Source organism: Rhodanobacter ginsenosidimutans (genome assembly GCF_042655685.1).
Taxonomy (GTDB): Bacteria; Pseudomonadota; Gammaproteobacteria; order Xanthomonadales; family Rhodanobacteraceae; genus Rhodanobacter; species Rhodanobacter ginsenosidimutans.
In genome coordinates this window covers 470,362-495,749 of sequence record NZ_JBHSMM010000002.1, presented here as the reverse complement: position 1 = coordinate 495,749, position 25,388 = coordinate 470,362, and the positions used below count along the sequence as shown (strand labels likewise).

The 25,388-nt window shown below is 66.0% G+C and carries 27 protein-coding genes and 1 tRNA gene; 16 read left to right on the top strand and 12 right to left on the bottom strand.

The genetic code is table 11. The annotated features are described in order from the left end of the window. Nucleotides 1-75: 75 nt before the first annotated feature. Together ACFPK0_RS12150 and ACFPK0_RS12145 are read right to left on the bottom strand one after the other, a co-directional pair. Nucleotides 76-3,222 (bottom strand): diguanylate cyclase, encoded by a 3,147-nt coding sequence (locus tag ACFPK0_RS12150; protein WP_377341049.1) that lies wholly within the window; start codon nucleotides 3,220-3,222, stop codon nucleotides 76-78. 432 nt (nucleotides 3,223-3,654) lie between these two features. Then, complete coding sequence (locus ACFPK0_RS12145) at nucleotides 3,655-4,110, bottom strand: PepSY domain-containing protein (protein ID WP_377341219.1); 456 nt, start codon at nucleotides 4,108-4,110, stop codon at nucleotides 3,655-3,657. 171 nt (nucleotides 4,111-4,281) lie between these two features. Here ACFPK0_RS12145 and ACFPK0_RS12140 point away from each other — a divergent pair, with 171 nt between their 5' ends. The 4 genes from ACFPK0_RS12140 to ACFPK0_RS12125 all read left to right on the top strand — a co-directional run bounded on the left by ACFPK0_RS12140 (nucleotide 4,282) and on the right by ACFPK0_RS12125 (nucleotide 6,546). Continuing rightward, nucleotides 4,282-4,557, top strand: coding sequence for a hypothetical protein (locus ACFPK0_RS12140; protein ID WP_377341047.1), 276 nt, complete (start codon nucleotides 4,282-4,284; stop codon nucleotides 4,555-4,557). A 221-nt stretch (nucleotides 4,558-4,778) separates the two neighbouring features. Continuing rightward, entirely contained in the window at nucleotides 4,779-4,931 is a 153-nt protein-coding gene (locus ACFPK0_RS12135; protein WP_377341045.1) for a hypothetical protein, read from the top strand. 30 nt (nucleotides 4,932-4,961) lie between these two features. Then, nucleotides 4,962-5,468, top strand: a complete 507-nt coding sequence (locus ACFPK0_RS12130; RefSeq protein WP_377341043.1) for a hypothetical protein — start codon at nucleotides 4,962-4,964, stop codon at nucleotides 5,466-5,468. A gap of 355 nt (nucleotides 5,469-5,823) precedes the next feature. Further along, nucleotides 5,824-6,546, top strand: coding sequence for a zeta toxin family protein (locus ACFPK0_RS12125; RefSeq protein ID WP_377341041.1), 723 nt, complete (start codon nucleotides 5,824-5,826; stop codon nucleotides 6,544-6,546). A 314-nt stretch (nucleotides 6,547-6,860) separates the two neighbouring features. Here the strand turns inward: ACFPK0_RS12125 and ACFPK0_RS12120 are convergent. From ACFPK0_RS12120 to ftsY, 5 genes are all read right to left on the bottom strand, one after another. After that, nucleotides 6,861-6,936: transfer RNA gene (locus tag ACFPK0_RS12120), tRNA-Phe, on the bottom strand. An 82-nt stretch (nucleotides 6,937-7,018) separates the two neighbouring features. Next, on the bottom strand, nucleotides 7,019-7,297 hold the full coding sequence (locus ACFPK0_RS12115; protein WP_056085305.1) for an oxidative damage protection protein: 279 nt from the start codon (nucleotides 7,295-7,297) through the stop codon (nucleotides 7,019-7,021). An 89-nt stretch (nucleotides 7,298-7,386) separates the two neighbouring features. Then, nucleotides 7,387-8,457, bottom strand: a complete 1,071-nt coding sequence (gene mutY / locus ACFPK0_RS12110; RefSeq protein WP_377341039.1) for an A/G-specific adenine glycosylase — start codon at nucleotides 8,455-8,457, stop codon at nucleotides 7,387-7,389. Beyond that, nucleotides 8,454-9,536 (bottom strand): AsmA family protein, encoded by a 1,083-nt coding sequence (locus tag ACFPK0_RS12105; protein ID WP_056085299.1) that lies wholly within the window; start codon nucleotides 9,534-9,536, stop codon nucleotides 8,454-8,456. Before ACFPK0_RS12105 ends, mutY begins: the two co-directional genes overlap by 4 nt. A 70-nt stretch (nucleotides 9,537-9,606) precedes the next feature. Further along, a complete protein-coding gene (gene ftsY, locus ACFPK0_RS12100) occupies nucleotides 9,607-10,731 on the bottom strand; it encodes a signal recognition particle-docking protein FtsY (RefSeq protein WP_082520292.1) in 1,125 nt (374 codons plus the stop codon). A gap of 101 nt (nucleotides 10,732-10,832) precedes the next feature. Between ftsY and rsmD the strand changes: the two genes are divergently transcribed. The 6 genes from rsmD to ACFPK0_RS12070 all read left to right on the top strand — a co-directional run bounded on the left by rsmD (nucleotide 10,833) and on the right by ACFPK0_RS12070 (nucleotide 15,952). Next, nucleotides 10,833-11,411 carry a 16S rRNA (guanine(966)-N(2))-methyltransferase RsmD gene (gene rsmD / locus ACFPK0_RS12095; protein ID WP_377341036.1) on the top strand — a complete coding sequence of 193 codons (579 nt, stop codon included), beginning with the start codon at nucleotides 10,833-10,835 and terminating at the stop codon, nucleotides 11,409-11,411. A 121-nt stretch (nucleotides 11,412-11,532) separates the two neighbouring features. After that, nucleotides 11,533-12,072 carry a pantetheine-phosphate adenylyltransferase gene (gene coaD / locus ACFPK0_RS12090; RefSeq protein ID WP_056085296.1) on the top strand — a complete coding sequence of 180 codons (540 nt, stop codon included), beginning with the start codon at nucleotides 11,533-11,535 and terminating at the stop codon, nucleotides 12,070-12,072. Continuing rightward, a complete protein-coding gene (locus tag ACFPK0_RS12085) occupies nucleotides 12,065-12,568 on the top strand; it encodes a hypothetical protein (protein WP_056085294.1) in 504 nt (167 codons plus the stop codon). The genes coaD and ACFPK0_RS12085 overlap by 8 nt, the downstream gene beginning before the upstream one ends. A 60-nt stretch (nucleotides 12,569-12,628) precedes the next feature. After that, nucleotides 12,629-12,889, top strand: coding sequence for a YfhL family 4Fe-4S dicluster ferredoxin (locus ACFPK0_RS12080; RefSeq protein WP_056085292.1), 261 nt, complete (start codon nucleotides 12,629-12,631; stop codon nucleotides 12,887-12,889). After that, on the top strand, nucleotides 12,886-14,631 hold the full coding sequence (gene ggt, locus ACFPK0_RS12075; protein WP_377341033.1) for a gamma-glutamyltransferase: 1,746 nt from the start codon (nucleotides 12,886-12,888) through the stop codon (nucleotides 14,629-14,631). The genes ACFPK0_RS12080 and ggt overlap by 4 nt, the downstream gene beginning before the upstream one ends. A gap of 283 nt (nucleotides 14,632-14,914) precedes the next feature. Continuing rightward, nucleotides 14,915-15,952, top strand: a complete 1,038-nt coding sequence (locus ACFPK0_RS12070; protein ID WP_056085581.1) for a TMEM43 family protein — start codon at nucleotides 14,915-14,917, stop codon at nucleotides 15,950-15,952. A gap of 137 nt (nucleotides 15,953-16,089) precedes the next feature. On the opposite strand, the gene ACFPK0_RS12065 is transcribed toward ACFPK0_RS12070, so the two are convergent. The 5 genes from ACFPK0_RS12065 to ACFPK0_RS12045 form a co-directional block, all read right to left on the bottom strand. Continuing rightward, nucleotides 16,090-17,346 carry an EAL and HDOD domain-containing protein gene (locus ACFPK0_RS12065; RefSeq protein ID WP_377341030.1) on the bottom strand — a complete coding sequence of 419 codons (1,257 nt, stop codon included), beginning with the start codon at nucleotides 17,344-17,346 and terminating at the stop codon, nucleotides 16,090-16,092. Nucleotides 17,347-17,476: 130 nt separating this feature from the next. Then, nucleotides 17,477-17,923 (bottom strand): flagella synthesis protein FlgN, encoded by a 447-nt coding sequence (locus ACFPK0_RS12060; protein WP_377341028.1) that lies wholly within the window; start codon nucleotides 17,921-17,923, stop codon nucleotides 17,477-17,479. Continuing rightward, nucleotides 17,920-18,246, bottom strand: a complete 327-nt coding sequence (gene flgM, locus ACFPK0_RS12055) for a flagellar biosynthesis anti-sigma factor FlgM (RefSeq protein WP_056085284.1) — start codon at nucleotides 18,244-18,246, stop codon at nucleotides 17,920-17,922. Before flgM ends, ACFPK0_RS12060 begins: the two co-directional genes overlap by 4 nt. 78 nt (nucleotides 18,247-18,324) lie before the next feature. After that, nucleotides 18,325-19,005, bottom strand: coding sequence for a flagellar basal body P-ring formation chaperone FlgA (gene flgA / locus ACFPK0_RS12050; RefSeq protein WP_377341026.1), 681 nt, complete (start codon nucleotides 19,003-19,005; stop codon nucleotides 18,325-18,327). A gap of 38 nt (nucleotides 19,006-19,043) precedes the next feature. Next, nucleotides 19,044-20,348, bottom strand: coding sequence for a methyl-accepting chemotaxis protein (locus ACFPK0_RS12045; protein ID WP_056085282.1), 1,305 nt, complete (start codon nucleotides 20,346-20,348; stop codon nucleotides 19,044-19,046). 193 nt (nucleotides 20,349-20,541) lie between these two features. Here ACFPK0_RS12045 and ACFPK0_RS12040 point away from each other — a divergent pair, with 193 nt between their 5' ends. The 6 genes from ACFPK0_RS12040 to flgF all read left to right on the top strand — a co-directional run bounded on the left by ACFPK0_RS12040 (nucleotide 20,542) and on the right by flgF (nucleotide 25,358). Beyond that, nucleotides 20,542-21,474 carry a chemotaxis protein gene (locus ACFPK0_RS12040; RefSeq protein WP_056608179.1) on the top strand — a complete coding sequence of 311 codons (933 nt, stop codon included), beginning with the start codon at nucleotides 20,542-20,544 and terminating at the stop codon, nucleotides 21,472-21,474. 344 nt (nucleotides 21,475-21,818) lie between these two features. Beyond that, nucleotides 21,819-22,232: a flagellar basal body rod protein FlgB gene (flgB, locus tag ACFPK0_RS12035; RefSeq protein WP_056085579.1), complete on the top strand. Its 414-nt coding sequence runs from the start codon at nucleotides 21,819-21,821 to the stop codon at nucleotides 22,230-22,232. Beyond that, nucleotides 22,232-22,651 carry a flagellar basal body rod protein FlgC gene (flgC, locus tag ACFPK0_RS12030; RefSeq protein WP_377341022.1) on the top strand — a complete coding sequence of 140 codons (420 nt, stop codon included), beginning with the start codon at nucleotides 22,232-22,234 and terminating at the stop codon, nucleotides 22,649-22,651. Before flgB ends, flgC begins: the two co-directional genes overlap by 1 nt. Before the next feature lie 25 nt (nucleotides 22,652-22,676). Next, complete coding sequence (locus ACFPK0_RS12025) at nucleotides 22,677-23,324, top strand: flagellar hook assembly protein FlgD (protein WP_056085275.1); 648 nt, start codon at nucleotides 22,677-22,679, stop codon at nucleotides 23,322-23,324. 37 nt (nucleotides 23,325-23,361) lie between these two features. Continuing rightward, entirely contained in the window at nucleotides 23,362-24,582 is a 1,221-nt protein-coding gene (gene flgE, locus ACFPK0_RS12020; protein WP_056085273.1) for a flagellar hook protein FlgE, read from the top strand. 35 nt (nucleotides 24,583-24,617) lie between these two features. After that, the gene (gene flgF, locus ACFPK0_RS12015) at nucleotides 24,618-25,358 is read left to right on the top strand and encodes a flagellar basal-body rod protein FlgF (protein ID WP_056085270.1); all 741 of its coding nucleotides are present in this window, start codon (nucleotides 24,618-24,620) and stop codon (nucleotides 25,356-25,358) included. Nucleotides 25,359-25,388 lie beyond the last annotated feature (30 nt).

Below are 25,388 nucleotides of genomic sequence, written 5' to 3'. Positions count from 1 at the left end.
AAGGTTCTCCGATAGTAGTCAGCGGGGCGGGGCGTATCCATGTGTCGGTGGGCATGGTCGACCCACCGGCGCGGCCTAATTCGAGGGCGATACCTGCAGCCGCAGATAGCCTTCGGCCACCAGTGCGTCCAGGTTCGCGGTCAGCGGCAGGTCGGTGGTTCCGGCCGCCGGCGTGTGCAACTGGCGCACGCCGACCCAGCTGTTGCGGCCGTTGTGCTTGGCCGCGTACAGGCACTGGTCGGCCAAGCTCACCACGTCTTCCCAGCTGAACCGCCACGGCTCGCTGGGCAGCACGGGGTAGCTGGCAAAGCCGATCGAGCAGGTGCGGCGGATGAACACGCCGTTGCCGAGGTCGAATTCGTGCTGCGCCATCAGGCGGCGGATGTGCTCGGCGATCACCGGCCCCGATTCGCTGTTGGTGCGGCGGGCGATAACCAGGAATTCCTCGCCGCCCCAGCGTACCGGTGTATCCGTTTCGCGGATGGCGGCGAGGGTGATGTCGCGCAGCTGCGCCAGCACGCGATCGCCTGCCGCGTGCCCGTAGTGATCGTTGACGTCCTTGAAGTGGTCGATGTCGATCAGCAGGAACAGCAGGTTGATGTTGGCGGCGGGGCCTTGGGCTGAGTTCGGGCCGAGCTCGCGATACAGGCGCAGTACCGAGGCGACGTCACGGCCCACGTTTTCCAGCGCATAGCGGCGGTTTTTCATGCCGGTAAGCGCATCGGTGATGGTCTGCCGCTGCAGTGCGCAGTTGGCTTCCTCGAGCGCGTGGTTCGATGCGGAAAGCTCCTCGGTACGCTGCTCGATCAGGCGCGCCAGCTCGCGGTTGCGCCGCTGCAGCACGGCGGAGCGCAGCTGGATACCCAGCGCGGCCACCAGATAAGCCAGCACGAAATAACCCAGATAGGCCCACCAGGTGCGATACCACGGTGGCAGCACCTGGAAGGCAAATTCCGCGTCCGCGCCGATGTTGCCGCGGAAATCGCGCGAACGCACGCGGAAGCGGTAATCGCCCTCGTGGATGTTGGTGTAGTCGCGATAGGTTTCCGTGCTCCAGTCCGACCAGCGCGCATCGGCGCCTTCCAGTTGCACCTGAAAGGTGTTGGCGGCGCGCGCGCGGAAATTCGGCGCGGCGTAATCGAAGCGCAGGCTGTTGTTGCCCCATGGCAACTTCAGCGTGGGCGGGGTGGTGCTTGCGCCGCCCCACAACACATGGCCGTTTCCGTCGGAAATCTTGCGCAGCAAGGTGGGCAGCGGCTTGTCCGGCGGCGGGGTGATCGAGGAGTCCAGTCGATACAGGCCGTCGCTGGAGCCGAACCAGGTGATGCCGTCGGGCTCGGCGTAGAGGGTGTACATCTCCACCCCGGACAGCGCGCGCAACGGTTGCGGCTCCCAGTGGTAGTGGCCCTTGGCATCGGCCACGGCCACGCCGGTTTCGCGGATGGTCTTGGTGCCGTCGGCGGTGTACATCCAGATGTGCCCGGGCACGCTTTCGCTGAGTCGTGAAAGCCGCCTTGCACCCTGTGGGAACAGGCTGGCGAACGCGGTATCCGGTTGCAGCCTGGCGCGCTTCTCGTCGTAGAGGTAGATGCCCTGGGCGGTAACCACGCGCAATCCGGCGGCGAGCGACATCACGAACGCATAGTTGGGGCCGGCGACCGAATCACGGTGCTGCTGGAACGACTGCGTATGCGGTGGCACGCCGTCGCCTGGCTGCCATCCGTCCGGCAGGGCAACGCGGATGGCGCCGTTGCTGAGCGTGCCCAGCCAGAGGTTGTCGTGGTCATCGTGGGCCAGGGAGCGGATGTCGCCGGAAATGCCGGGAATCCGGCCTTCGTCGATCCACTTGCCGCCATCGCGGCGCATCACCGCCAAGCCGTTGCGCAGGCCCACGAAGACGCGCGAGGGGTCGCGTACCGAACGCAGCAGCGAAAAGGCCACGTCACCGGAGGTGCATACCTGCGCCGCGCAGGGTTTGGCGGCGCCATTCCTCACTTCCACCACACCTTGCGAAGTCGCCGCCAGCAGCGAGTCGCCCATGTCCAGAAAGCTCCAGACCTGCGCGCGGACACCATCCAGCGCCGCGAACTCCGCGTTGCCGTCGACTCCGCTGTGCAGCAGGAACAGGCCCTTGGTGGTACCGACGTAGAGCTCGCCCCGGAAGCGCTGCATCGCCAGCACGGTGCCATCCAACCCGGAGTTGCGCGAAAACAGGGTCAGCGGGGATGCCACGTCGAGGCGGCTGAGGCCGTTGTCCAGTGCCAGCCACAAGCCATGCTCCCGGTCCTGGAACATCGACAGGACGGTGTCGTTGATGAGGCCTTCGTTGCGGCGTAGCCGCTCCAGCAGGTGGCCCATGCGGTCGACCAGCAGCACGCCGCCCTGCAGGGTGCCGACGGCCAAGGTGCCATTGGCAAGCCATTGCGCGTCGTACAGCTGGTCGTCGCGCAGGATCTTGTTTGTCTCGTTGGGCCAGGTGGCAAGGCGGCCGTTGTCCAGCACAAGCCAGCCCCGCTCGCGGGTGCCGACCAGCAGCGGCCCGTCGTGGTCGGCCTCGTTGCCCCAGGCCACCAGCGCGTGGATCCTTTCGTGCGCAAAACGCGCACCACCCTTGACCATCTTCAGCTGGTCACCAACGACCTCCATCAGCCCACGACCCTCGGCGCGCACGTAGAATCGGTCGCGCACCTTGAAGAAATAATCGAACGGGGTGGTGGCCGTCCAGACGTCCATATGCTTGTCGCGCAAGCGGAACAACTGGGCCACCGTGCCGAAATAGACCCCGTCGTCGGTGACGAAAATACGCCACACGTCGGCGAAATTGCGATAGGCAGGGGCGATGCGGTCGAGCAGGGAGACGTAGTGCATGCGGCCATGCACATCGGGTTCGAGGTAGCCGAACTCGCCGATGCACCCCACGTACACGCGGCCGTTGGCGTCGACCGCCAGTGAACGCACGGAGCTCTGGTTGGGCACGGGGATGCGGCGCCAGCGGGTGCCGTCGTATTCCAGCACGCCATCATCGCTGTTGCCCACGTAGATCACGCCGCGCCGGTCCTGCGTCACCGCCCAGTTCTGCGGTGCGGCGCCGTAATCGAGCGGGCTGAAGTTCTGCAGCAACGGCACGCCGGCCTCGGCGGCGTGTTTGCTCTCGATGGTGGATTCCGCGTTGGCTGGGTACGCGCAAAGCCACAGCGAGGCCAGCAAAGTGGCGATTTTCATCCACGCCATGCTGGCGCGCCTTGCACAGGGCAAGGCGCGCACAGCAGGGCCAACAACGCATGGCGCCGTCGACGGGTGGATGACCACAGTCATGCTGAACGTGACTCCGGCTGATTTTGCTCAGCCATCGTTAAAGACAAAGCTTCCCCGCGGCCCGATCCGTGCCGATAGTGAGTCGGCCATGGCCGCAGCTTCCCCATCAACGCTGTTTCTCGTCCAGCTTCCGGTTTCAAACCTGCCCCTGCCGGCTCCGGCACAAACATCCATCGGGCGATGGGTGCACGGATACCTGAGCGGCCATTATTGGCAAAACTTTAGGTGTTGGCGCAAATGGGGCGCCCCCGGAGGGTGGCTGGCGCGCCGAAGGGCAGGGTGGCCAGGGCGCGCCATCGAAGGCACTGAGGCCTCCGATGGCGACGGTTGGAGCGGGACTCAGTCCTTGCCGATGACCTGGCCGTTGCTCGGGTCCAGCCGCAGCTCCACCTTGTTGCCCGCTGCATTTTTTGCCTTGGCCTTCCAGACGCCGTCATCGAAGTCCACGTCGTGGACATCGGTATAACCCTGGGTGGACAGCGACGCGCGCACATCCGCCTCGCTCAACTTCGATACCTCGTCCTCCGGGTACACCTTGCCGGTGGCCGGGTCGATGCGCACATCCACGTCGTTGCCATCCGCGCTTTTCGCGTCGGCGTGCCACATGCCGTCCTTGAACTCCACGTCATGGATCTTCGTGTAACCCTGCTCGGTCAATTTGGCCTGCACCTGCGGTGCCGTCATCGACTGTGCGAGCGCCGCCGCGGAAACGCCCAGGCCCAGAGTAAAAGCCAGCGAGGCGGCTCCGGCTTTCAGCCAAGGCGTGGTTGGCGTGGTGTGCAAGATCGTCTGCATCATGGGGGTTTTCCTCGTGGTGGAAGAAGCGAAGAGTGTTGGGCGCTGTCCATCAAGTTGCGGTGAACAAGTGCGAACCGCCACCCAACACGTTTTGCACATCGCCAAGACACCGGGCGGGCGAGACTTGATGACGGTCGGCGTGCATGCCGACGCCTTGGGACCACTTGCATGGCCAATACCAATCTTCCGCAATTCGGCGCTGCCGGCACCGACAACAGCCGTGACACCCGATCGGGAACCGAACAGTTGACTGACCAGCAGCGCAGACAGACGCCGACGGATGTCGCTGGTTCCCAGCCACCTGCAAAGCCAGCGTCCGCATCAATACTGTCGCGCGATGCCACGGAGCCGCGGCAGGTACCCGCCACGACACCCGGCATGGACTACGCGCTTGCCTATGGCGGCCACCACAACACGGGGTATTCACCCTCCAACGCCACCTGAAACTTTCGGAGCAGCCCATGGCCAACAACAACCCATCCCATCACGCACAACCCGGCGAACGGGGGCAAGGCGGTTCCCAGGCGGGAGCCGTTTCGTCGCCGGCACCCCGCGGCGGGGGCGGTGGGCAGAGCGGTACCGGCCAAGCCACGCCACATCACGGCCTGCAACAACCCGGCGGCGACGCCGCGCTGAATCCGCCCGTCGGTGGCCGGGAGCCAGCATTGGACGGTAGCCCCGACTACCAGTCCGGCGGCACCCAGCAGGACCGCGCGCAGAAGGACGAGGAGCGCAAAGCCGACGAAAACACCAACCCCTCACCCACCAGCGGCGGCGCCGACCCCGCGCCCGGGTCGCAGGGTGGCCAGAACCCGTAAGCCACCAACATGCATCCGCAGGAGTTCCAGATGGACGACAACACCCTCAACGACCACCATCACCCCACCGCCGGCGAGAACGTGCAGAGTCAGGGCGGCATCGGGCGCAAGGCCGCTTCGGCGGCCGGCGACAGCGTGAATCCGCAAGCCGGCTCGCCACGCGGCGCCGTCGATGTCCCGGGGCCTTCGCTGGACGAGGGCGGCGGCCAGCGCCCGCACGACGGTCGCGCGGACCACGGGCTCACTGGTGATGATGGCCAACATTCATCGACCGACAGCCGTGGTACGCCAGCTGCGAGGCAGCCGGGGGATGCATCGGATCTCGGAGCCCAGGGCGACCAGCGCCGCCATGCGATACCCGGCGACCCCGCCGAGCGCGTTACCGGGGCGGACACGCCAAACGACGGCGGTATCGCCGGCTCGCCCGGAGGCCCGAAGAACGCGCCCGAACGCGTGCCGGGACAAAACCGCGACTCGGACGCCACCACTGATGGCAGCCAGAGCGGCAACGACCGCCAGCGCGATTCGCAGATCTGATTTCCCGCGCGACCCGGCAACCTGCGGCCCACGCGGATCGCCGAGCATGCCGAGCGATTCGAGAAAGCGGCCAACGCGTCGGCGCTGGAAATCAAGGCACTCCGCGACGCCAATATGCTCGCCGCTGTGGGTATGTCGCCGGCCGATGCGTCACGCGTGGCAGCCGCGTCACCGGCGAAGGCATGCAACTCGTTCGATGACTGACGGGGATAGGCGGGCGCCTATACGCCGTCGCGCCGCCCGCCGCTGCACCTGTACGCCCTGCAGCGAGCACACGGAACAGCCCCGCGCCCGACTATTTTCCTCACAGATTAGTCGCTCCCGCGGCTACGCTACACCGACGCGGGAGGGGAAAATGAATCTGATGCCTGAAGACCAAGCTGTTGAGGATGCCGCTCTTGATTTCGTGAGCCAAAATCGTCGACGGATTGCTAGGCAGTTGACGGACTTAGCGATCTATCCCGCAGAGAGGGATCCCGTAGCAGTCTTTATGGCCGGCTCGCCCGGTGCAGGGAAAACTGAGGCTTCGCAAGCTCTCATCGAAAAACTGGGCGGGCCCGTTTTAAGGATCGATCCGGACGACTATCGCAAGCTCATACCTGGGTACACCGGCAAAAACTCAAACCTCTTCCAGAGAGCTGTCGGCAGGATTGTCGAGAAGGTCCTAGACGAAGCGTTTGGAAATAGGCAAAGCTTCATCCTTGACGGAACGTTGTCGAACTATGAGGTAGCGTTCAGAAACGTGAGCCGGGCTCTGGCGAAGGGCAGGGTGGTTCAGATTTTGTATGTTTTTCAGGAACCTTGCCAAGCTTGGCGGTTCGTAAAGGATCGAGAAGCGTTAGACGGACGTAGCATTCCTGTAGACGTATTCATCAGTCAATACTTCGCGGCCCGAGATGTGGTAAACAAGTTGAAAGCGGAACTTGGAGGTAAGGTTAAGGTCGATCTCATCATCAAGAATCTTGATGGCGGCAATCGAGTGTACGAAGGCAACATTCAAGCTATTGACGGTTACGTTAAAGAAACCTACAATGTTCGGTCCCTAAGCGATGCGCTAGGGATACTCAATGGGAGCTAGCATGTTCTTCGGAAATAAGAAGCTTGCGTCGACCCCCTTATCCGATTTCATTCGGAACGCTTCCTCGGCGGACAAGAAGCGTGTTTACAAGGAAGTGATCGAGAAATCGACGCAGGAACAGAGAAAGTTGATCGATACCGTGCGTAGTACTCAGCAACGGCTTGTTCACGCCGGCTGACGCGGTGTAATGCGATTGTTCGGATGAAAGCCCCGTCTAAGAGCGGGGTTTTTTGTTGCCTGTGCCCCAGCCTTACATAGGACTTACACAACGACTTAGGCCACCCGGTGAGGGTGGCCTAAGTCGTTGATATGCATGGTGGCCGGGGACGGAATCGAACCGCCGACACGGGGATTTTCAATCCCCTGCTCTACCAACTGAGCTACCCGGCCGGAAACCTGGAACCATGGGCGAACCGTGCGGTTGCCAATGATGCGTGGGAGCCGCGCATTAGACCGAATGCGCGGGTTTTCGTCAAGACTCCGTGTCTGGCGGGACGAAGCCGGGCGGCATGGCGGACTCGCCGCCGAACAGGAATTTCTCCATTTCCCCGCTCAGGTACTTGCGCGCTTCGGCGTCGAGCGGGTTGAGTCGGTACTCGTTGATGAGGATGGTCTGGCGTGCCAGCCATTGCTGCCAGGCGGGCTTGGAGATTTCGGCGTAGATGCGCTGGCCCAGCGGGCCGGGCCAAGGGGCGAAGTCGAGGCCTTCGGCGTCGGCGTCGAGCTTGGCGCAGTGAATGGTACGGGTCATGGGGTTTCCTGGAAGCTTCGCGGAATTTTGCGGGAGTGCGCTGCGTTGTGCCCTGATCGGTATCAAGCGCATCGCGCACGGATGCGTGTCTACGCGGTGTTCTGCAGCAGGGTGCGGACTGGCGCCGGCAGGCCGAGCGCGGCCAGTTCGGTGGCGCTGCACCAGCGCAGGTCGGGATTATCGGCGATGGCGGCGTGTGCCGTCGTCCGATCGAACAGCAGCGGCTCGATCGCGAGCCGGTAGTGGCTGAAGACGTGGGTGAAGGGGGCCAGCGCCTGGGCGTCGTCGATCCGTGCGTGCCGTTGCGCGAGGCGCCAGGCGTCGTCGGTGCTGGCGGCTTCGGGCAGGCTCCACAGGCCCGACCAGACGCCTTGCGGGCCGCGTCGTTCCAGCAGCACGCGGCCATCGCGGTCGCGCAGCACGAGCATCACGGTGGCGCGGGTGGGCAGGGCTTTCGATGGTTTGCGGCTGGGCAGTTCCACGGTGAGGTTGTCGCGGTAGGCAATGCAGTCGCTGGCCAGCGGGCAAGCGTCGCAGCGCGGGCGCGAGCGCACGCAGAGCGTGGCACCCAGATCCATGATGGCTTGCGTGTAATCAGCCAGCCGCGCGGTTGGCGTGTGGCTGTCGGCGTGCAGCCACAGCAACTTTTCCACCGCGCTCTGGCCGGGGTGGCCGTGGATGCCGTGGTAGCGGGTCAGCACGCGCTTCACGTTGCCGTCGAGAATGGCGAAGCGCAGGCCATGGGCTTGCGCCAGGATCGCGCCGGCAGTGGAGCGGCCGATGCCGGGCAGGGCGCTGAGGGCGACGAAATCGCGCGGCAGTTCGCCGCCGTGCTGCTGGACGCAGATCTGTGCGGCGCGGTGCAGGAAGCGCGCGCGGCGGTAATAGCCAAGGCCGGACCACAGCGCCAGCACGGTGTCTTCGTCCGCGGCGGCCAGGTCGCGCAGCGTGGGCAAGGCTTCGGTGAAGCGCTGGAAATAACCGATGACCGTGGCGACCTGGGTCTGCTGCAGCATGATTTCCGACAGCCACACGCGGTAGGCGTCGCGGCCGTCAGCATCGCCCGACTGCCATGGCAGGTCCTTGCGGCCATGCTGGTCGAACCAGTGAAGCAGGCGCGCCGCGACGGTCGGCGCGCCTCGGGTCGTGCTGCGGGTCACCTGGAAACCGCCGGCTTTTTTCCCCGCACGGGGGCGGGTGATGCCGGGGCGGCGGCACTGGCCGCTGCGGGCACTTCGTCACCGGCACGCAATGTGAGGCCTTCGATGGTGATGCCGCCCATGTCGATTTTCGCGATGTCGGCGCGGCCGCTTCCCGGTGGCACGGTCAGCTGGGTGTTGTCGCCACTGCCCACGTGGCGCCACCAGCGTGCCAGCGCCAGCGGCGGCAGTTGCAGGTCGGCGTGGTTGTCCGGGCCGTCGAGCTTCAGCGAAAGCAGCAGCGGTTTGCTCTGGTTGGCGGGGGTCAACGCCAGCGAAATCGCGTATTGCCCGGCCGTCGCATGGTCGAGTGTGCCGGCGAGGCTGGCGGCAGCATCGGCGGCGCCATGCCAGCGTGCGCTGCCGGCCAGTTGCATGTGGGTGGCGACGCCTTGCGAAAGGTACAGGGCAATGTTTTCCAGTTGCAGCGCGTTGCCCTGGATGCGCGGCGTGGCCGAGAGGCGCAGCTGGAGCGGCATGCCGTCGGCGGTGTTGGCGGAAATGCTGAGCGGGAATGGCACGCCGGACGCGAGGCTGCCCGCTTCCAGCGAAAGATTGCCCAGCAGCAGCTGATCGCCGCGCACCACGCTGCCGTGATCGATGCTGACGCCAGTGTCGATGCGCGGAATGTCTGGCGGCGTGTCCGGGCCGCGCGCGGGCAGCGCGTTGATCCAGGCTTGCAGTGCATCGAGATCCACGCGGGGCGAGTTGATCTCCAGCCGGGTGATGACCGTGGGGCCGCCGAGCAAGGTGCGCCAGGGCAGCGCCAGGCGTCCGCCGGAAGCCAGCAGGATGGGGCGGTTCGCCCCTTGCGCGTTGATGGTGATGCCGTGCAGGTCCAGCGCTGGGCGCGGGAACAACGACGGGCTGGCCGGGCGCGAAAGGTTGAGCTCCAGCCCCGCGTTGGCGGCCTGGTTCTGCAACATCGCGGTGAAGCGATCGGGCTGCAGCAGGAAATAGACCGAGCCCACCAGCAGCAGCAACACCGCCAGGGCGCTGGCGCCGACGATCGCAAGTATCCGTCGCAACCGTGGGCTCATCGCTCAGCCTCGCGCCGGCAAGATGGCCGCCACCGGCACGTGGCGCTGGCGGCCCCGGATGGGCGCCGGCTCAATCACGACCGAGGCTGGCCGGCAGCAGGCCGTCGACATAGGCCTGGGCGTCGAAGGTGCGCAGGTCGGTGGCGCTTTCGCCCAGCCCCACGAAGCGGATGGGCAAGCCGAACTCGCGCGCCAGCGCGAACACCACGCCGCCTTTGGCGGTGCCGTCCAGCTTGGTCACCACCAGGCCGGTGACACCCACGATCTCGCGAAACTGGCGTACCTGGTTGACCGCGTTCTGGCCAGTGGTGCCGTCGATCACCATCAACACCTCGTGCGGCGCGTCGGCGTCGATCTTCTTCAGCACGCGGGCGATCTTGCCCAGCTCGTCCATCAAGCCGCCCTGCGTATGCAGCCGGCCGGCGGTATCGGCGATGAGTACATCGGCGCCGCGTGAACGCGCAGCCTGCAGGGCGTCGAAGATCACGCTGGCCGCGTCGGCGTCCTGGCCTTGCGAAATGACCGGCACCTTGTTGCGTTCGCCCCAGGTTTTCAGCTGCTCCACGGCGGCCGCGCGGAAGGTGTCGCCGGCGGCCAGCATCACCGCGTGCTTCTCGTCGCTCCAGCGGCGCGCCAGCTTGCCGATGGTGGTGGTCTTGCCGGCACCGTTGATGCCCACCACCAGCACCACGAACGGCTGCTTGCCCGATACCTGCAGCGGTTTCTCGACGGGCTGCAGCAGCGCAACCAACGCCTGGCGCAGCGCGTCGAGCAGGGCTGGCGCATCGGCGAATTCGCGCTTGTGCATGCGTTTGCGCAGGGCTTCCACCAACGCGGTGCTGGCTTCCACGCCCACGTCGGCGGTGATCAGCGTGGTTTCCAGCTCATCCAGCAGATCGTCGTCGAGCTTGGGGTTGCGCACGAACAAGGTGCCGAGGCCGCGGGCGAACGAGTTTCCCGCCAGGCGCTCGCGCCAGCTGCGTTTGGCCGGCGCCTCGGCGCTGACGGCCACGGCCGTTTCTGCGGCGGCAGCTTGTTCGTCGGACGCGGGTGCCTCGGTCAGCGCTACCGGCAAATCCTGCGGATGGCTTTCGGCGGCGACGACATCGGCCTTGGTGTCGACCTGCGGCTCCTGCGCGTCCTCCGTTGTGGCCGATGCGGTTTCGGTCGGCTTTTTCTTCCAGAATTTGAGCATTGCGGGCGCGATTCAAAGACAATGGGCGGCATGCTATCACCCCAACCTGTACTGCCCGCTGAGGATGTTTCGGCCGTCCCGCATGCCTGCCGCCGCGATGGGTGGCGCTGGTGAGCACTGCCCGCCACGGGGCCCCCGGCCGCATCCGCATCATCGGCGGCAACCTGCGCAATTCGCGGCTCGATGTGGCGGACATGCCGGGCCTGCGGCCCACGGCCGAGCGGCTGCGGGAGACCCTGTTCAACTGGCTGGCCCCCACCATCGCCGGTGCGCGTGTGCTTGATTTGTGCGCGGGTACGGGCGCGCTGGGCATCGAGGCCTTGTCGCGCGGTGCAGCCAGCGTGCAGTTCGTCGAGCGTGAGGCGCGGGCGGCGCGGGCGATCGAGCAGAATCTGGCCCGGCTCAAGCAGGCCGGCGGCGCGGTGGCGGCAATGGATGCGGAGGCTTTCCTGCGTGGGACGGGGCGGCCGCATGATCTGGTCTTGCTGGACCCACCGTTTGCGCTGGGGTTGTGGGAAGCGCTGGCGCAGCAACTGGAACAGGGTGGCTGGCTGGCCACGGCGGCGTTGATCTACGTGGAATCGCCGCGCGCGGTGACGCCGACCCTGCCGCCGAACTGGCAACTGCAACGGGAGAGCCATGCCGGCGATGCGCGCGGGGCGCTTTATCGCCGTGCCTGACCGGCACGCCGCGCCATGCCGCCGGTGCATCCGTTAAGCTAGGGCTCCGGGTGGTTTCCCCGTCCAGGCTTCAGGGCCCTGGCCTTCATTCACAGGCGTTGTTGAACTCGTGAACAAACCTTTGGGCAATCCGCGTCTGGCTGTCTATCCAGGCACGTTCGATCCGATCACCAATGGCCATGCCGACCTGGTGTCGCGCGCCGCCACGTTGTTCGATCACGTGGTGGTGGCGGTGGCCGACAGCTCCAGCAAGGGGCCGGTTTTCAGCATCGCCGAGCGGATCACCCTGGCGCGGCTGGCGCTGGCCGATCTGCCGAACGTGGAAGTGCGCGGCTTTGATTGCCTGCTGGCCACCTTCGTGCAGGACATCGGCGCCGGCGTGATCATCCGCGGTTTGCGCGCGGTGTCGGATTTCGAATACGAATTCCAGCTGGCCAGCATGAATCGCCACCTGATTCCGCAGGCTGAGACGCTGTTCCTGACGCCAGCCGAGCAATACAGTTTCATTTCGTCCTCGCTGGTGCGCGAGATCGGCCGCCTCGGCGGCGAGATTTCCGGTTTCGTGCATCCGGCGGTACAACAGGCCATGCGTCAACGCTGGCAGAAGAGCCGCACCGGCTCAAACAACCAACCCGAAAAAGAAGGTGACCACCATGCGTAAGTTCGCTCTCCTCGCCGCCGTCGCGCTGGCTGCTGCTTTGACCCTGTCCGCTTGCAGCAAGCATGAGGACGAGCAGCAGGCCGCCTCCGCCCAGGCCGCCCAGGTAACCCGCCCGGCCGACAAGAACGACACCGAAGGCTGGAACAAGTACCTGGTGCAGCTGCTGCAGAAGAACCTGCAGGGCATGAGCGCGTCGCAGCCGTACGCCTACCTGGTCACCCCCGGCGACACCGATGAGGCCAAGGCGCAGAACGACCGCCAGCTGTCCACCGTGCAGGACACCGTGGCGCGCGGCGTGCTGCCGGGCAACCTGCTGGCCTTTGCCGGCCCGGATTCGGCCAAGACCGCCGACCTGGTCGTGACCGCCTTCACCGGCGCCAAGGCTGGCTCGTTCAAGGACGTGATCGTGCTGTTCATCGGTGACCAGGCCGACCAGCAGCGGGTGGAAGAAGCGATCAAGCCCACCGGCGCCACGTTCCGTTTCGTGCAGATGTGATCAGGCGGGCGGGGACGGGCACGCGCTTTCGCGGCCCGTCCCTCGCCCGTCGGCTTTCCCATGTCCCTGAAAATCCTCGACACCTGCGTCAATTGCGATGTTTGCGAACCGGCCTGCCCCAACAAGGCGATCTCGCTGGGCGAACAGTTCTACGTGATCGACCCGGCCCTGTGCACCGAGTGCGTGGGCCATCACGACGAACCGCAGTGCATGGTGGTCTGCCCGGTCGAGTGCATCATCACCGACCCCGAGCACATCGAGTCGCATGATCAACTCGATCTCAAGTATCGCCAGCTGATGGCGATGGAGCCTGCTGCATGATTTTTTCGCCGCGTTGGTCCGTGCTGCCCTCACGCGTCTTCCTGGCCAGCCTGCTGTTTACCTGCGGCGCGGCGCTGGCCGCCGATGGCGCACCCCGAACGACGCCGGCGACAACCACTGCGGTGGCGCAGCCTGCCCAGCGCCCGGGGCATTCCGCCGTCGCCAGCGCGAACTTCCTGGCGACCGACGCGGGGCTGGAGATCCTGGCCAAGGGCGGCAACGCGTTCGACGCCGCGGTGGCGGTGGCGGCCACCCTGTCGGTGGTGGAGCCGGAAAGCTCGGGCATCGGCGGTGGCTTCATGGCCGTGCTGCATCGGGCGAAGGATGGCCACAACGTTTTCATCGACGCACGCGAGACGGCACCCGCGGCTGTCGACCCCAAGGATTACCTCAACCCCGACGGCACGCCCAATCGCGATTCGGCCTTGAAGGGGCCGCTTTCGGCGGGCATTCCCGGCGAGCCGGCCGGTCTGGTGCTGATCGCCGAGCGTTATGGAAAGCTGTCGCTGGCCCAGTCGCTGGCGCCTGCGATCCGGCTGGCCCGCGACGGCTTCAAGCCTGACCCGCGGCTGCGCGAGGCGATCGCGGGGCAGCAGAAAGACCTGCTGCGCTGGGCCGCTTCGGCGGCCAAATTCCTGCCCGACGGCAAACCGCCGGTGGAAGGGAAGCTGTGGCGCGACCCGGACCAGGCGAAGACGCTGGAAGCGATTGCCGCGCATGGCAACGACGGCTTCTATCGCGGCCCGACGGCGAAGAAGCTGGTGGACGCGGTGCGCGCCGCCGGCGGCAACTGGACCCTGGCCGACCTCGAGAGCTACCAGGCCAAGGAACGCCAGCCGATCAGCGTCGATTACCGCGGCTATCGCATCATCACGGCGCCACCACCGTCGTCCGGCGGTGTGGCGATCGCCGAGATCCTCAACATCCTGTCCGGCTTCGAGCTGGAGAAGCTGGACCAGGCCCATCGCGTGCACCTGATCGTGGAGGCGATGCGCCGCGCGTTCCGCGACCACAACGACTACCTGGGCGACCCGGATTTCGTGAAGATGCCGCTGGACATGCTGCTGTCGCCGTTCTACGCCGACGGCCTGCGCCAGAGCATCCTGCCGGGCAAGGCCACGCCTTCATCGATGTTGCCGCACCGGACCGCGCGCGATCCGGGCATGCATACCACGCACTTCTCGATCATCGACAAGGACGGCAACATGGCCGCGGTGACGTCCACCGTGAATTACATCCTCGGCTCCACCTTCGTGGCCGAGGGCACCGGCGTGCTGCTGAACGACGAGATGGACGATTTCGCGCTGGTGCCCGGCAAGCCGAACGTCTACGGCCTGCTCGGCAGCGCGGCGAACGCGCCGGAAGGCGGCAAGCGGATGCTGTCGTCGATGTCGCCGAGCCTGGTGATCGGCGCCGACCGCAGCGCGGTGATCGGTTCGCCCGGCGGTTCCACCATCATCACCCAGGTGCTGGAAGGCATCCTGCATTTCATCGATGGCGAAAGCGCGCAGCAGATCGTGGCGCACAAGCGCTTCCATCACCAGTTCCTGCCCGACGTGGTGGACGTGGAGCCGGGCATGTTCGACAAGGCGACCAGCGCCGACCTTACCGCGATGGGTTACACCTTGAACGACCGCAAGCCGTGGGGCTTCATGAACGTGGTGACGTGGGACCATCGGACCAACAAGCTCGATGCCGCCAGCGATCCGCGTCGGCCCTCCGGATCGGGCAGGGTGCAATAGGCGGCTGGCGGTCCGGAACGATCGCGCGTGGTGCGGGTGGCGATCGTCCGCGGCCTGCTTGGCCCATACCTTGCTTGAGACGGGGTCGTGGCCGCGCCCGGCGCCATTTTCGGCTGTCGGTTGTTGATCGTCCCGTGTTCGTGGCAGTGGAGTATCAATTTGTGACGGAACTGGTCCCGCCCGCAGGCAATATCGCAGCCACAGGCGTTCGAGTGTGCGTCGTTCGTCGACATGCGCGCCGGGGATGTTCGCGTCCGTTCTTTTTGCTTGGGGCGCCGGGCTGATGTTGCCGGCATGGGACGACGCCATGCGCGGGCGCCTGTTGCGGCTGGTGGGGGCGTTGCTGTTGCTGGCCGGCATCGGCTGGGCCGCGACCACCGAGCGCGGCATCATCACCTATCGCGAAGCAATGAGCCGCCATGGTGGGCAGCTGGTCGACCTGGGCGCATCCGCCCTGCCGCAAGCGGGCCAGGCCGGCTATCTCGCGCGGTTGAGCGGGGTGCCGCGGGTGGTGGTGGCGCCGCGTGATCCGGAGTTCAACCTGCGCCGGGATACGCCCGTGCTGATCCGCCACGTGGAAATGTTCCAGTGGCGCGAGGTCCGCTTCGGCGGCAATACCGACTACGAGCTGGACTGGGTGGATCAGCCGGTCGATTCCAGCAAGTTCGAGCGACCGGCCGGGCACGCCAATCCGGGCGCGTTCCCGATCGCCGCGCGCCAGTTCGACGCCGACCGGGTGCAATTGGGCGGCTTCGCGCTGGACCGCAGCCTGCTCCACGCGCTGCCCGGCGTGCAGCGGGTGGAGCCGGACGTGAAGTCATTGCCGGCCAATCTCGCGGCCACCTTCGTGCCGTACAACGGCTATCTCGTGACCAGCGCCAACCCCGGCGATCCGCACCGAGGTGATTTGCGGGTGAGCTGGGAGGAGGTTCCGCTGCAGCACGTGACCGTGGTGGCGCGCATCGATGGCGACCGCCTGGTGCCCGCGACGAAGACCACCGACGGCAAGGGCTTTGCGGTGGAAGTGGGCGACCGCTCGTTGCTGGACATGTTCCCCGACCTGCCCGAACCACCCACGTTCATCTACCTGTGGCGGGTGCTTGCCGTGCTTCTCGCCGCGCTGGGCGCGTACCTGATGCTGTCGGGCCACCGCGGGATCCAGCGTGATTTTCCGCTGTCGCTGGCGGTGGGCACGCTGGTGGTCAGCGCCACGGCGACGGTGCTGTGGCTGGGCAGCGACACGCTACCCATGCTGTGCTGGCTGCTGGTGGCGCTGCTGAGCGTGCTGGCAACGATCTGGTATTTGCGGCATACCAGTTGAGGGGCGGGATTGGGGATTGGGGATTGGGGATTCGCAAGAGCGAATGGTAGGAGCGACTTCAGTCGCGACACGCTTCGCCTCGAAGCAAAAGCGTCGCGACTGAAGTCGCTCCTACCTATCCCGCGGGGTCTCGCGGATCAGTTCTCGGTCTGGCCGTTGGCGCTGGCGTAGACCTGGTCAGCCCACTGCGCGGCTTCGAGATAGATGGTGGCCATGCGCTGGATGCGCTGCGGCTGCGCGTGTTCGCTGGTCATCTTGCCCGCTTCCCACGCCAGGATCTGATCCAGCAGCGGCCCGAACGGACCGGCGCGGCGGGTCAGCGCGTCGCTGATTTCCGGCACCAGCCGCAGGTGGGTGAGCAGGAACTCCATCGGCGCGCACATCAGCGTGTCCAGCAGCGAGAACAGGCCTACGGTGAAGGCCATTTCCTCGTGGCCGTGCGGCATGCCGCTGGCCAGCTTTTCGCACATGTGGGCGCGGATCAACGCGGCGCGCAGCAGCTCGGGCGGTCGATCGTCCATGCTGCACAACGACATCGTGTCGATCCAGTTGCGCATGCGGGTGACGCCGAAGAAGATCGCCGCCTGCTGCACCGACTTCAGTTGCCGCGGCAATGCGAAATAAGCGGAATTGACGCAGCTGAGCAGCTTGTAGCTGAGCACCGCATCGTCGCGGATGATGTTGCCAAGCTCCACCGGCCCTGGATTGTTTTCCTGCAGCGCGCGCATCAGGCGCAGCATGCTGAGGCGGCTGGCGGTGAGCACCGGCACGGCCACCGGCTGCGGAATCAGCAGGTAGCGACCCTGGATTGCCTGCAGGGGCAGTTCCAGGCAACGCTCGTAAGTGGCGTGATCGTTGACCTGATCGGCAACCACCCAGATGCCGCGGGCGTGCAGCAGTTCGGTGCGCTGGCGCAGTACTTCGGGCGACAGCAAGGTGGCGTCCAGCCGCACGAACTGCACGATCTGCATCAGCGATTCGATCGCCAGACTGCCGTCCAGCTCCAGGTCGCCGGCATCGAGCATCAGCTGGCAGCCGCGCTGCGACATCAGTTGCAGGCGCTTCATCAGCGGGGTGTTGTCGGCTACCTGCGGCTGCAGCAGCAAGCCGATGCGCGGCTGGTGCAGCAGCACGTCGGAATCTTCGGGCAGCAGTTCGGTGGGCAGGTTGAGGAAGGCACGATTGCCGCGAACCAGCCGGGTGAGCGCGCCGTCGGTCAGCGTGGAAAGTACGCGTTGCAGCAGGGTCTGTTCGTCGTCCGGTTCGCGATGGAAGGTGATTTCGTAGGCAAACAACTGCCGCTCACGGTCCAGCATGGGTACGCGCAATACCGGTAGCGGGGTGGTCATCGCTATGGGCAGGGGGATGTTGGCGGCGTCGGGCAAAGCAGACATAGGGAGAGAGCCGTTCGGGGAAACGTCGAGTTTGCTCATGCTTCTTCAATCGCGATAAATACGAAAACACGCGTGCTACGTTTTTGCGACAAGGGCGGCACAGTCTGCGATGAAGCGGACTGCATCATGGTCAGGCCTGAGCCAGCACTTGTGATCGGAGGCCGCCGCGGAGTCCGCCGGTGGGGCCATACAAGCCGGTTTCGCCGGCGTGTCCGGTCAGTACCGACAGTGCCTGGCGTACCTGGCCAAGGCGCTGGTTCACGGCGCGGCCGTTGCTCTGGTTGAGTTGCTGGCAGTGGCGCAGGGCCAGCAGCACCTGTGACCAGGTGGCGTCCAGCTTGGCCGCGGCGGCGGGCGCTTCGCGGCTCAACTGTTGCCGCTCCGCGTCGAGCTGCTCCAGCTGCAGCATGAGCTTCTGTTTGCTGGCGCCGGCTTCACCGAGCGCGTCGCTGTTGCCGGCATTCAAGGCCGTGCGCTCGTTCTCCAGCACTTGCGTCAGCTGCGTGATGGCCTGCTGCATGTCGCTGAGTACGGCACCCAGTGCATCGCTCAGTTCGCCCTGCAGCGGCCGGTTCATACGGCACCTGCGCCGATCTGGCGCTCGAATGACAGCATGCGGTCCGCGATCCGGCCGGCGTCGATCTGGTAATTGCCGTTGGCCAGTGCCTCGCGGATCTGTTCGACCCGCTTGGTGTCGATGGCGGACGACGTGTCCAGGCGCGCGGCTTCCTGCAGTGCCCGGGCTGAATCGGTCAACTTGAGTTGATCGTCCGACTGGGGCGTTACGGCGGCGCTGCTGCCGGCGGCAGCGGTGGTGGAGGCCGATGCCGATGCATTCCCGGTGGCGCCGGTTGCCTGGGGAAAATTCGGCAAACCATTGTTTTGAATGGAAGTGGTCATCGATCCTTCTCGCTGCAATATGAACCCTGTGTCTGACAGATCGGCCGGACCGGGGGAAACTTTAGTGGCGGTTGACGGTCAGGGCAGGGCGGTGACCACGCCGGGCGCGCTGACCATGGCGTCGACGATCTTGCCGGAGTTTTCGTTGCGAACGCGCAGGCGGGCGCCATTGTCGCCGCTGCCCAGCGCCACACCGTCGGCACGAACCTCAATGCTACCGAGCCGGGCTACTACCTGTACATGGTCGCCCGCGCGCACCATGCGTCGTCCGCCCAGTGCGCCGGGGCTCAGTACGGTGTCTTTTGGCAGTGCCCGCGACAAGGTTCGGCCGGCCACCTGTTGCAGGTTTTCCACGTAGCCGTAACCGAGACGGGTGATGTCGCGCTCTTCCGGGCGTACGTCGGCCAGGCTGAGGCCGTCGCCGCGTTGCAACGCGTGGCTGGTCACCAGCACGGTCCGGAACAGCTCCAGCTTCACCGGCACCCGCACGCTCCAGTGGCGTGGCTGCGTGCATTGCACCTGCACGCTCATGTGTGAGGGCGGAGTGGCGCGGTCGGGTACGGTGGCGATCAGCGGTTGCGCGCAGTCGTCCAGCTTCAATCGCATGTCCAGCGCTTCGGTGTGCACCACGACGCGGTTGCCGGGCATTGCGTAGTGTTCACGCACGGCCTGCTCGGCGGCGGCTCGTATGGCGTCGGGCGGCTGGCCCGCCCAGGCGGGAGTGGCGCAGATGCCCGCCCACGACAGCACGCACCACATGGTGGTGTGCTGGAGGCGGGAACCTGGCGCGCCTTGCTTCATGCTTCCGCCAGCAGCGTGCCCAACTGGGCCAGCAATGCCTCGCGTCCGGCTTCCAGTTGTTGCGACAGTTGCGAGGCTTCCTCCAGCTGGCCGTCGCAGACCAGGGTGATGAAGCGCTGGCTCTGTTCGCACAGCAGGGTGCCGCTTTCGTCGAGCGCCGCACTGGCCGGTTTGTCCGGGTGCTGGGCGGTCAGGCGACGGACGGTGCGGTTGAGGGAATGGGTGTCGAACCAGCGCCGGTCCAGCGCGCTGGGGTCGAGCAGGGCCAGCTCCATGGCCTGGCGCAGGCTTGCGGCGCTCTCGCGCACGGTCAGGCTGAGGCTTGCCGCGTCGTTGCCGCTTTCGCTTTCCAGCCAGTCCAGGCCCAGCCGGTGCGCCAGCAGTGCGGCGCGGTTGAGTGATTCGGCCTGGCGCCGTGCCTCGATACCGCGGCGCTGCAGCGCGCCCAGGGCGGCCTGCGCCGTGGTGGCGCGCGCATGTTGCGCGTCATGGTTTTGCAGCACGCCGGCCACGCGGCCGTGGGCCGTGCGCAGGGCTTCGCCGCCATCGTGCAGGGCGGTGGTGGCCTGGCCGACGCCGGTTTGCGCACGCTCCAGTTGTTGCAGGCCATGCTGCACGTCGCCGTCCAGTTGCAACGAGAAATCACCGATGGAGCCGGTGACGGTCTCGATCTCGGTGGTGGTAAGCGTGGTTTTTTCCGCCAGCTGCTTCACCTCGTCGGCGACCACGGCGAAGCCGCGGCCCGCCTCGCCGGCGCGGGCGGCTTCGATGGCGGCGTTAAGCGCCACCAGGTTGGTCTGGTGGGCGATTTCCTGCACCACACCAGTAAGTTTGCGGATCTGCGCCACCTGTTCGGCCAGCCGGCTCTGGTTGCGGTTCATCGCCGACAGCGCGCTGCGCAGCAGGCGCAACTGGCCGTCGAGTTCACTGACGCTGCCTTCGCCGGCCTGCCCGGCCTTGGCGGCCAGGTCCAGGTCGGTGCCGATCTGGCGCAGTGCCGTCGAGATCCCGGCGCTGCCATCCGTCAAGCGATCGACGCTGCCGCGGCTTTCGGTGGCGGCCTTGTCCAGCGCGCTCTGCTCGCGCGAAAGCTGCTGCACCGCGGCCAGCACCAGGCTTTGCTGCTCCATGGCCTGCAGCGCAACCGCTGCCGGCGGCTGGCTGGCGGCACGGGCCAGCAGCGGCGCGATCACCCGCGCGGTACGCGGATACTTGCGTCGCAACGCCGCGACCTGCTTCTCGTCGCCAGCGGCGGCTGCCTGCACCAGGGCGGTGAGGTGCGAGTTCCAAATCAAGCTCATGGGCAAACGGTGACCTTTAAATAGGCAAGGGTGCTATGGATGAATCGTCAACTGTCATCGAAACTTGAGCAAGCAAGTCATATGCCACCTTGACCCTTGGGCGTGGCGCACGGACTTTGCCTCAAGTGCGCCGCCTGATGGCCGATAGATTCAACTGGAACCGCGCGGTGCGGTTGGGCGTCGAGGAATCTGCATGAGCGGCACGCTACTGGACACGGTGGAACGGCATACCCGGCTGGCCGGGCACAACCGGGTGGCGATGCTGCTGTTCACGCTGGGCGACCAGCAACTGTTCGGCATCAATGTGTTCAAGGTGCGCGAGGTGCTGCGCCGGCCGCCGCTGGAGCGCATGCACGGCGTGCATGAATTGCTGGCCGGCAGCTGCGATTACCGCGGCCAGACCATTCCGGTGATCGACCTGGCCGCGGCGCTGGGCTATGCGCCGTTGCGCGACGTGGATTCGGCTCACCTGATGGTCACCGAGTTCAGCCGCTCGATGCAGGGCTTCCTGGTGTCCGACCTGCAACGGATGGTGCATTGCGATGGCGAATCGCTGGTGGCGCCATCTGGCGCGCTGGGGTTTGGCGCGCGGGTGAATGCGGTGACCCGCATCGACGGCGCGCTGATGGCGGTGATCGACGTGGAGCACGTGCTGGCCAGCATCGACTCGGGCCCAGCCGAGCTGTCGGCGCAGATGCAGCGCCTTTCCGACGACACCATGCTGAGCCCGCGACGGATCATGGTGGTGGACGATTCGGTGATCGCCCGGCGCCGGCTGGTGGCCTTGTTCAAGCAGATGAATATCGAATGCGTGGTGGCGCAGGATGGCCGCGAGGCGCTGGAGCGGCTGCTGGAACTGGTGGATGCCGATCCCGCCGACGGCGTGAAGCTGGTGGTATCCGATATCGAGATGCCGCGGCTCGATGGCTACGCGCTGACCCGCGCCATCCGTGAAACCCCATCCCTGCGCCAGCTCAAGGTGGTGCTGCACAGTTCGCTCAGCGGGCTGTTCAACGAGGCGATGGTGAAAGAGGTGAACGCCGACCGCTTCGTGGCGAAGTTCCAGCCTGACTTGCTGGCCAAGGCGGTGCTGGATTTGTTGCCGGAGCACGACGAAGAGGCGTAAAAGCCCCCCTTCCGCCCTGTCGGGCACCTTCCCCCGCAAGCGGGAGAAGGGAGTGGCTGGAGCTTGCGACGTTTCCCTTCTCCCGCTTGCGGGAGAAGGTGCCGACTGCGAAGGCAGGATGCCGAAGCGAACGGCGAAGCCGGCCCGAAGGGCGTGCCGCAGGAGCGGCACGTAAGGCGGATGAGGGGGCTCTTCCGACAGCGTCAACAAACCGTCTTTACCCCGGCGCCTCATTTCTGACGCGCCGTCGCAACACCCGCAAACCCAGTCCCAGCAAGGCTTTCACCGCGGTGGCATGCAATTTGCCTCCTGCTCCGTGCAGCAACAGCACGCGGAGCGAAACGATGAGCCTGACCCCCGACAACCTGTTTGGCATCCATACCCGGGCCCTGGACCTGTGGCAGAACCGTACCGAAGTTCTGGCCAACAACCTGGCCAATGCGGACACGCCGGGATTCCAGGCGCGCGACATCGATTTCCGCAAGGTGCTGGCCGCGGCCAGTGACAGCGCGGGTGCGGCGGGCAACGTGGCGTTGCAGGCGCCCACACCCGGGCAGATCGGTGCCGGTTCGACGACGGCGGCCGCCACGCAGCTGTCCTGGCGCAATCCCACCCAACCCAGCATGGACGGCAACACCGTCGACGAGCAGGTCGAGCAGGCCGCCTTTGCCGCCAATGGCGTGCATTACCAGGCGAGCCTTTCCTTCATCACTGCGCAGATCCGCATGTTGCGCACCGCCATCGAGGGCCAAGGCTGATGTCTCTTTTCTCCATATTCAACGTGGCCGGCTCCGGCATGGCCGCCCAGTCGACCCGGCTCAACACCGTGGCCAGCAACCTCGCCAACGCCGACAGCGTGGCCAGTACGCCGGAAGCGGCCTATCGCTCGCGCGAGCCGCTGTTTGCGGCGGTGCAGAAGCAGTTCGGCAGCCAGGCGGTCGACAACGGCCAGGGCGTGCAGGTGCTTGGCGTCACCGAGAGCCAGGCGGCCATTCCCAGCCGCTACGAGCCGGGCAACCCGCTGGCCAACGCCGACGGCTATGTCTTCTCCAGCAACGTCAATCCGGTCGATGAGCTGGTCAACATGATTTCCGCCTCGCGTTCGTACCAGAACAACGTCGAGGTCATGAATTCCACCCGCCAGCTGATGCAGAAGACATTGGATCTGGGCAAGTGATGCAACCCCTTTCGAGGCACATGAAATGAGCGACATGGCAATCAACGGCGTGGGTTCGGCGGCGGCCACCGCGGCGACCAGCAGCAAGGACAAGGCACTCAGCCAGTCCGATTTCCTGAGCCTGCTGGTGCAGCAGATGCGCAACCAGGACCCGACCCAGCCGATGGATTCATCGCAGATGGTCAGCCAGCTGGCGCAGATCGGCCAGGTGTCCGCGACGCAGTCGTTGAAGACTTCGTTCGATGCGCTGAGCGCCTCGATGCAGGGCAACCAGCTGTTGCAGGCCAGCAGCATGGTCGGGCGCAGCGTCACCGTGCCGTCGGCCGCGGGCAAGTTGCAGGACGGCGGCCTGGATGGCGCGGTGAACGTGCCCGATGGCGGCGGCACCGTGCTGGTGCAGATCACCGATGCGGCCGGCAACGTGCTGCGCACGTTGAACCTGGGTACGCCGGCATCGGGCCTGGCGTCGTTCCACTGGGACGGCAAGGGCGATGACGGCACCGTGCTGGCGAACGCCACGTACGGCCTCAAGGCGCAGGCGGGCAACACCGCGGTGCCGACCTACGTCAGCGGCAAGGTGGCCGGTGTGGGGATGACCGGCGCTGATGGCGCCTATCTGGATGTGGACGGTTTTGGTGGGGTCCTGCTGAGTCAGGTCGCGCAGATCAACTGACGGCCCCACGGGGCTACAACACTTAAGGAATTTCCCGATGGCTTTCAATATCGCACTGAGCGGCCTCAACGCGGCATCCGCCGATCTCGAGGTCACCGCAAACAATATCGCCAACACCGCCACCACCGGCTTCAAGGGCTCGCGTGGCCAGTTCGCCGAGCTGTTCAGCGCTGCCGGCCCCAACCTCAGCGCCACCAAGATCGGCAGCGGCGTGCGGCTGACCAATGTGGCCCAGCAGTTCACCGCCGGCAGCATCGAGACCACCGACAACAGCCTGGATTTCGCGATCAGCGGCGACGGCTTTTTCACCCTGAAGGACGGCAAGGGCTACTCCTACACCCGGGCCGGTGCGTTCCAGAAGGACCCGAGCGGCTTTGTCACCAACTCCGCCGGCCAGCGCCTGCAGATCTTTCCGGCCAACGCCAACGGCACCTTCGACAACAGCACGTTGTCCGACCTGCAACTGCTGACCTCGCAGAACGCGGCCAAGGCCACCGGCAACGTGCAGATGTCGCTGAACCTGCCCTCGGACGCTACCCCGCCGGCGGTGGCGTTCGACCCCAACGATGCAACCAGCTTCAATCAGTCGACCCCGTTCACGGCCTACGACTCGCTCGGCGCCACCCACAGCGGCACCGTGTATTTCGTCAAGGACGCGGCGGCCAATGTGTGGAACGCCAGCCTGTATATCGACGGCCAGCAGGCCGGCGCGTCGCAGCAGCTCACCTTCAACAGTAGCGGCGGGCTGGTGGCGCCGGTGGGCGGCAAGCTGAACTTCGGTGCAGTGAACGTCAGCCCCGGTTCGGACCCGATGCAGCTGAGCCTGGACCTGGCCAAGGCCACCCAGTTCGGCAACACCTACGCCGCCAGTGCGATCAATCCGGACGGCTACCCCACCGGCATCCTGTCCAGCATCGACGTGTCCGCCGAGGGCGTGGTGCAGGCGAAGTATTCCAACGGCCAGACCACCTCGCTGGGGCAGCTTGCGCTGGCGCAGTTCTCCAACCAGCAGGGCCTGCGTCAGCTGGACAACACCAACTGGGCGGCGTCCTACGACTCCGGTACGCCGGTGATGGGTGCGGCCGGCAACGGTACCTACGGCGTGGTGCAGGCCGGTGCGCTGGAGGCTTCCAACACCTCCGACCTCACCGCGCAGCTGGTCAACATGATCAAGGCGCAGCGCAACTACCAGGCCAATGCGCAGGTGATCCAGGCCGACAACAAGTTGACCCAGACCATCATCAACATCGGCAACTGAGCCCCGGCCCTTCGCTGACCCACGGAACCTGACCCATGGACCATTCCCTCTATGTAGCCATGACCGGCGCCACGCAGATGATGCGGGCGCAGTCGGAGGTGGCGCACAACCTCGCCAACGCCGACACGGTCGGTTTCAAGGCGCAGATGTCCGCGTTCCAGCCGCTGGCGGTGCAGGGGCAGGGCCTGCCCACGCGCGTCAACGGCGTGGCCTACGGGCAGGGCGTCGACATGCGCCAGGGCGGCCAGATCGACACCGGTCGCGAGCTGGACGTGGCGGTGCAGGGCGAGGGCTGGATCGCGGTGCAGGCACCCGACGGCAGCGAGGCGTACACACGCGCAGGCAGCCTGCAACTCACCGCCGATGGCCTGCTCACCGATGACCGCGGCAACCCTGTGATGGGTGACGGCGGACCGATCACCGTGCCGCAAAGCACGCAGATGTCGATCGGCGCCGACGGCACGCTGTCGGTGGTGCCGATGGGCCAGACGCCCGAAACCATCGCTGCGGTCGGCCGCCTCAAGCTGGTCAATCCCGGCGTGGATCAACTGCAGCAGGGCACCGACGGCCTGATGCACCTGGTCGGTGGCGGCAACGCCCCCGCGGACCCAGCGGTCACCTTGAAGTCGGGCGCGCTGGAGTCGAGCAACGTCAACCCTTCCGAAACGCTGGTGCAGATGATCCAGCTGTCGCGTCAGTACGAATTGCAGATCCGCTCGATCAAGAGCGCCGACGAAAACGCGCAGTCAGCCTCGCGGCTGCTGCAGATGGCCTGATCACTTTCACATAGACACCCAGACGTCCAA

Coding starts and splice junctions, on each gene's coding strand:
- ACFPK0_RS12150 (WP_377341049.1), bottom strand. CDS start 3,222: ATGAAAATCGCCACTTTGCTGGCCTCGCTGTGGCTTTGCGCGTACCCA.
- ACFPK0_RS12145 (WP_377341219.1), bottom strand. CDS start 4,110: ATGCAGACGATCTTGCACACCACGCCAACCACGCCTTGGCTGAAAGCC.
- ACFPK0_RS12140 (WP_377341047.1), top strand. CDS start 4,282: ATGGCCAATACCAATCTTCCGCAATTCGGCGCTGCCGGCACCGACAAC.
- ACFPK0_RS12130 (WP_377341043.1), top strand. CDS start 4,962: ATGGACGACAACACCCTCAACGACCACCATCACCCCACCGCCGGCGAG.
- ACFPK0_RS12125 (WP_377341041.1), top strand. CDS start 5,824: ATGAATCTGATGCCTGAAGACCAAGCTGTTGAGGATGCCGCTCTTGAT.
- ACFPK0_RS12115 (WP_056085305.1), bottom strand. CDS start 7,297: ATGACCCGTACCATTCACTGCGCCAAGCTCGACGCCGACGCCGAAGGC.
- ACFPK0_RS12105 (WP_056085299.1), bottom strand. CDS start 9,536: ATGAGCCCACGGTTGCGACGGATACTTGCGATCGTCGGCGCCAGCGCC.
- ftsY (WP_082520292.1), bottom strand. CDS start 10,731: ATGCTCAAATTCTGGAAGAAAAAGCCGACCGAAACCGCATCGGCCACA.
- ACFPK0_RS12085 (WP_056085294.1), top strand. CDS start 12,065: ATGCGTAAGTTCGCTCTCCTCGCCGCCGTCGCGCTGGCTGCTGCTTTG.
- ACFPK0_RS12080 (WP_056085292.1), top strand. CDS start 12,629: ATGTCCCTGAAAATCCTCGACACCTGCGTCAATTGCGATGTTTGCGAA.
- ggt (WP_377341033.1), top strand. CDS start 12,886: ATGATTTTTTCGCCGCGTTGGTCCGTGCTGCCCTCACGCGTCTTCCTG.
- ACFPK0_RS12070 (WP_056085581.1), top strand. CDS start 14,915: ATGTTGCCGGCATGGGACGACGCCATGCGCGGGCGCCTGTTGCGGCTG.
- ACFPK0_RS12065 (WP_377341030.1), bottom strand. CDS start 17,346: ATGTCTGCTTTGCCCGACGCCGCCAACATCCCCCTGCCCATAGCGATG.
- ACFPK0_RS12060 (WP_377341028.1), bottom strand. CDS start 17,923: ATGAACCGGCCGCTGCAGGGCGAACTGAGCGATGCACTGGGTGCCGTA.
- flgM (WP_056085284.1), bottom strand. CDS start 18,246: ATGACCACTTCCATTCAAAACAATGGTTTGCCGAATTTTCCCCAGGCA.
- flgA (WP_377341026.1), bottom strand. CDS start 19,005: ATGTGGTGCGTGCTGTCGTGGGCGGGCATCTGCGCCACTCCCGCCTGG.
- ACFPK0_RS12045 (WP_056085282.1), bottom strand. CDS start 20,348: ATGAGCTTGATTTGGAACTCGCACCTCACCGCCCTGGTGCAGGCAGCC.
- ACFPK0_RS12040 (WP_056608179.1), top strand. CDS start 20,542: ATGAGCGGCACGCTACTGGACACGGTGGAACGGCATACCCGGCTGGCC.
- flgB (WP_056085579.1), top strand. CDS start 21,819: ATGAGCCTGACCCCCGACAACCTGTTTGGCATCCATACCCGGGCCCTG.
- flgC (WP_377341022.1), top strand. CDS start 22,232: ATGTCTCTTTTCTCCATATTCAACGTGGCCGGCTCCGGCATGGCCGCC.
- ACFPK0_RS12025 (WP_056085275.1), top strand. CDS start 22,677: ATGAGCGACATGGCAATCAACGGCGTGGGTTCGGCGGCGGCCACCGCG.
- flgE (WP_056085273.1), top strand. CDS start 23,362: ATGGCTTTCAATATCGCACTGAGCGGCCTCAACGCGGCATCCGCCGAT.
- flgF (WP_056085270.1), top strand. CDS start 24,618: ATGGACCATTCCCTCTATGTAGCCATGACCGGCGCCACGCAGATGATG.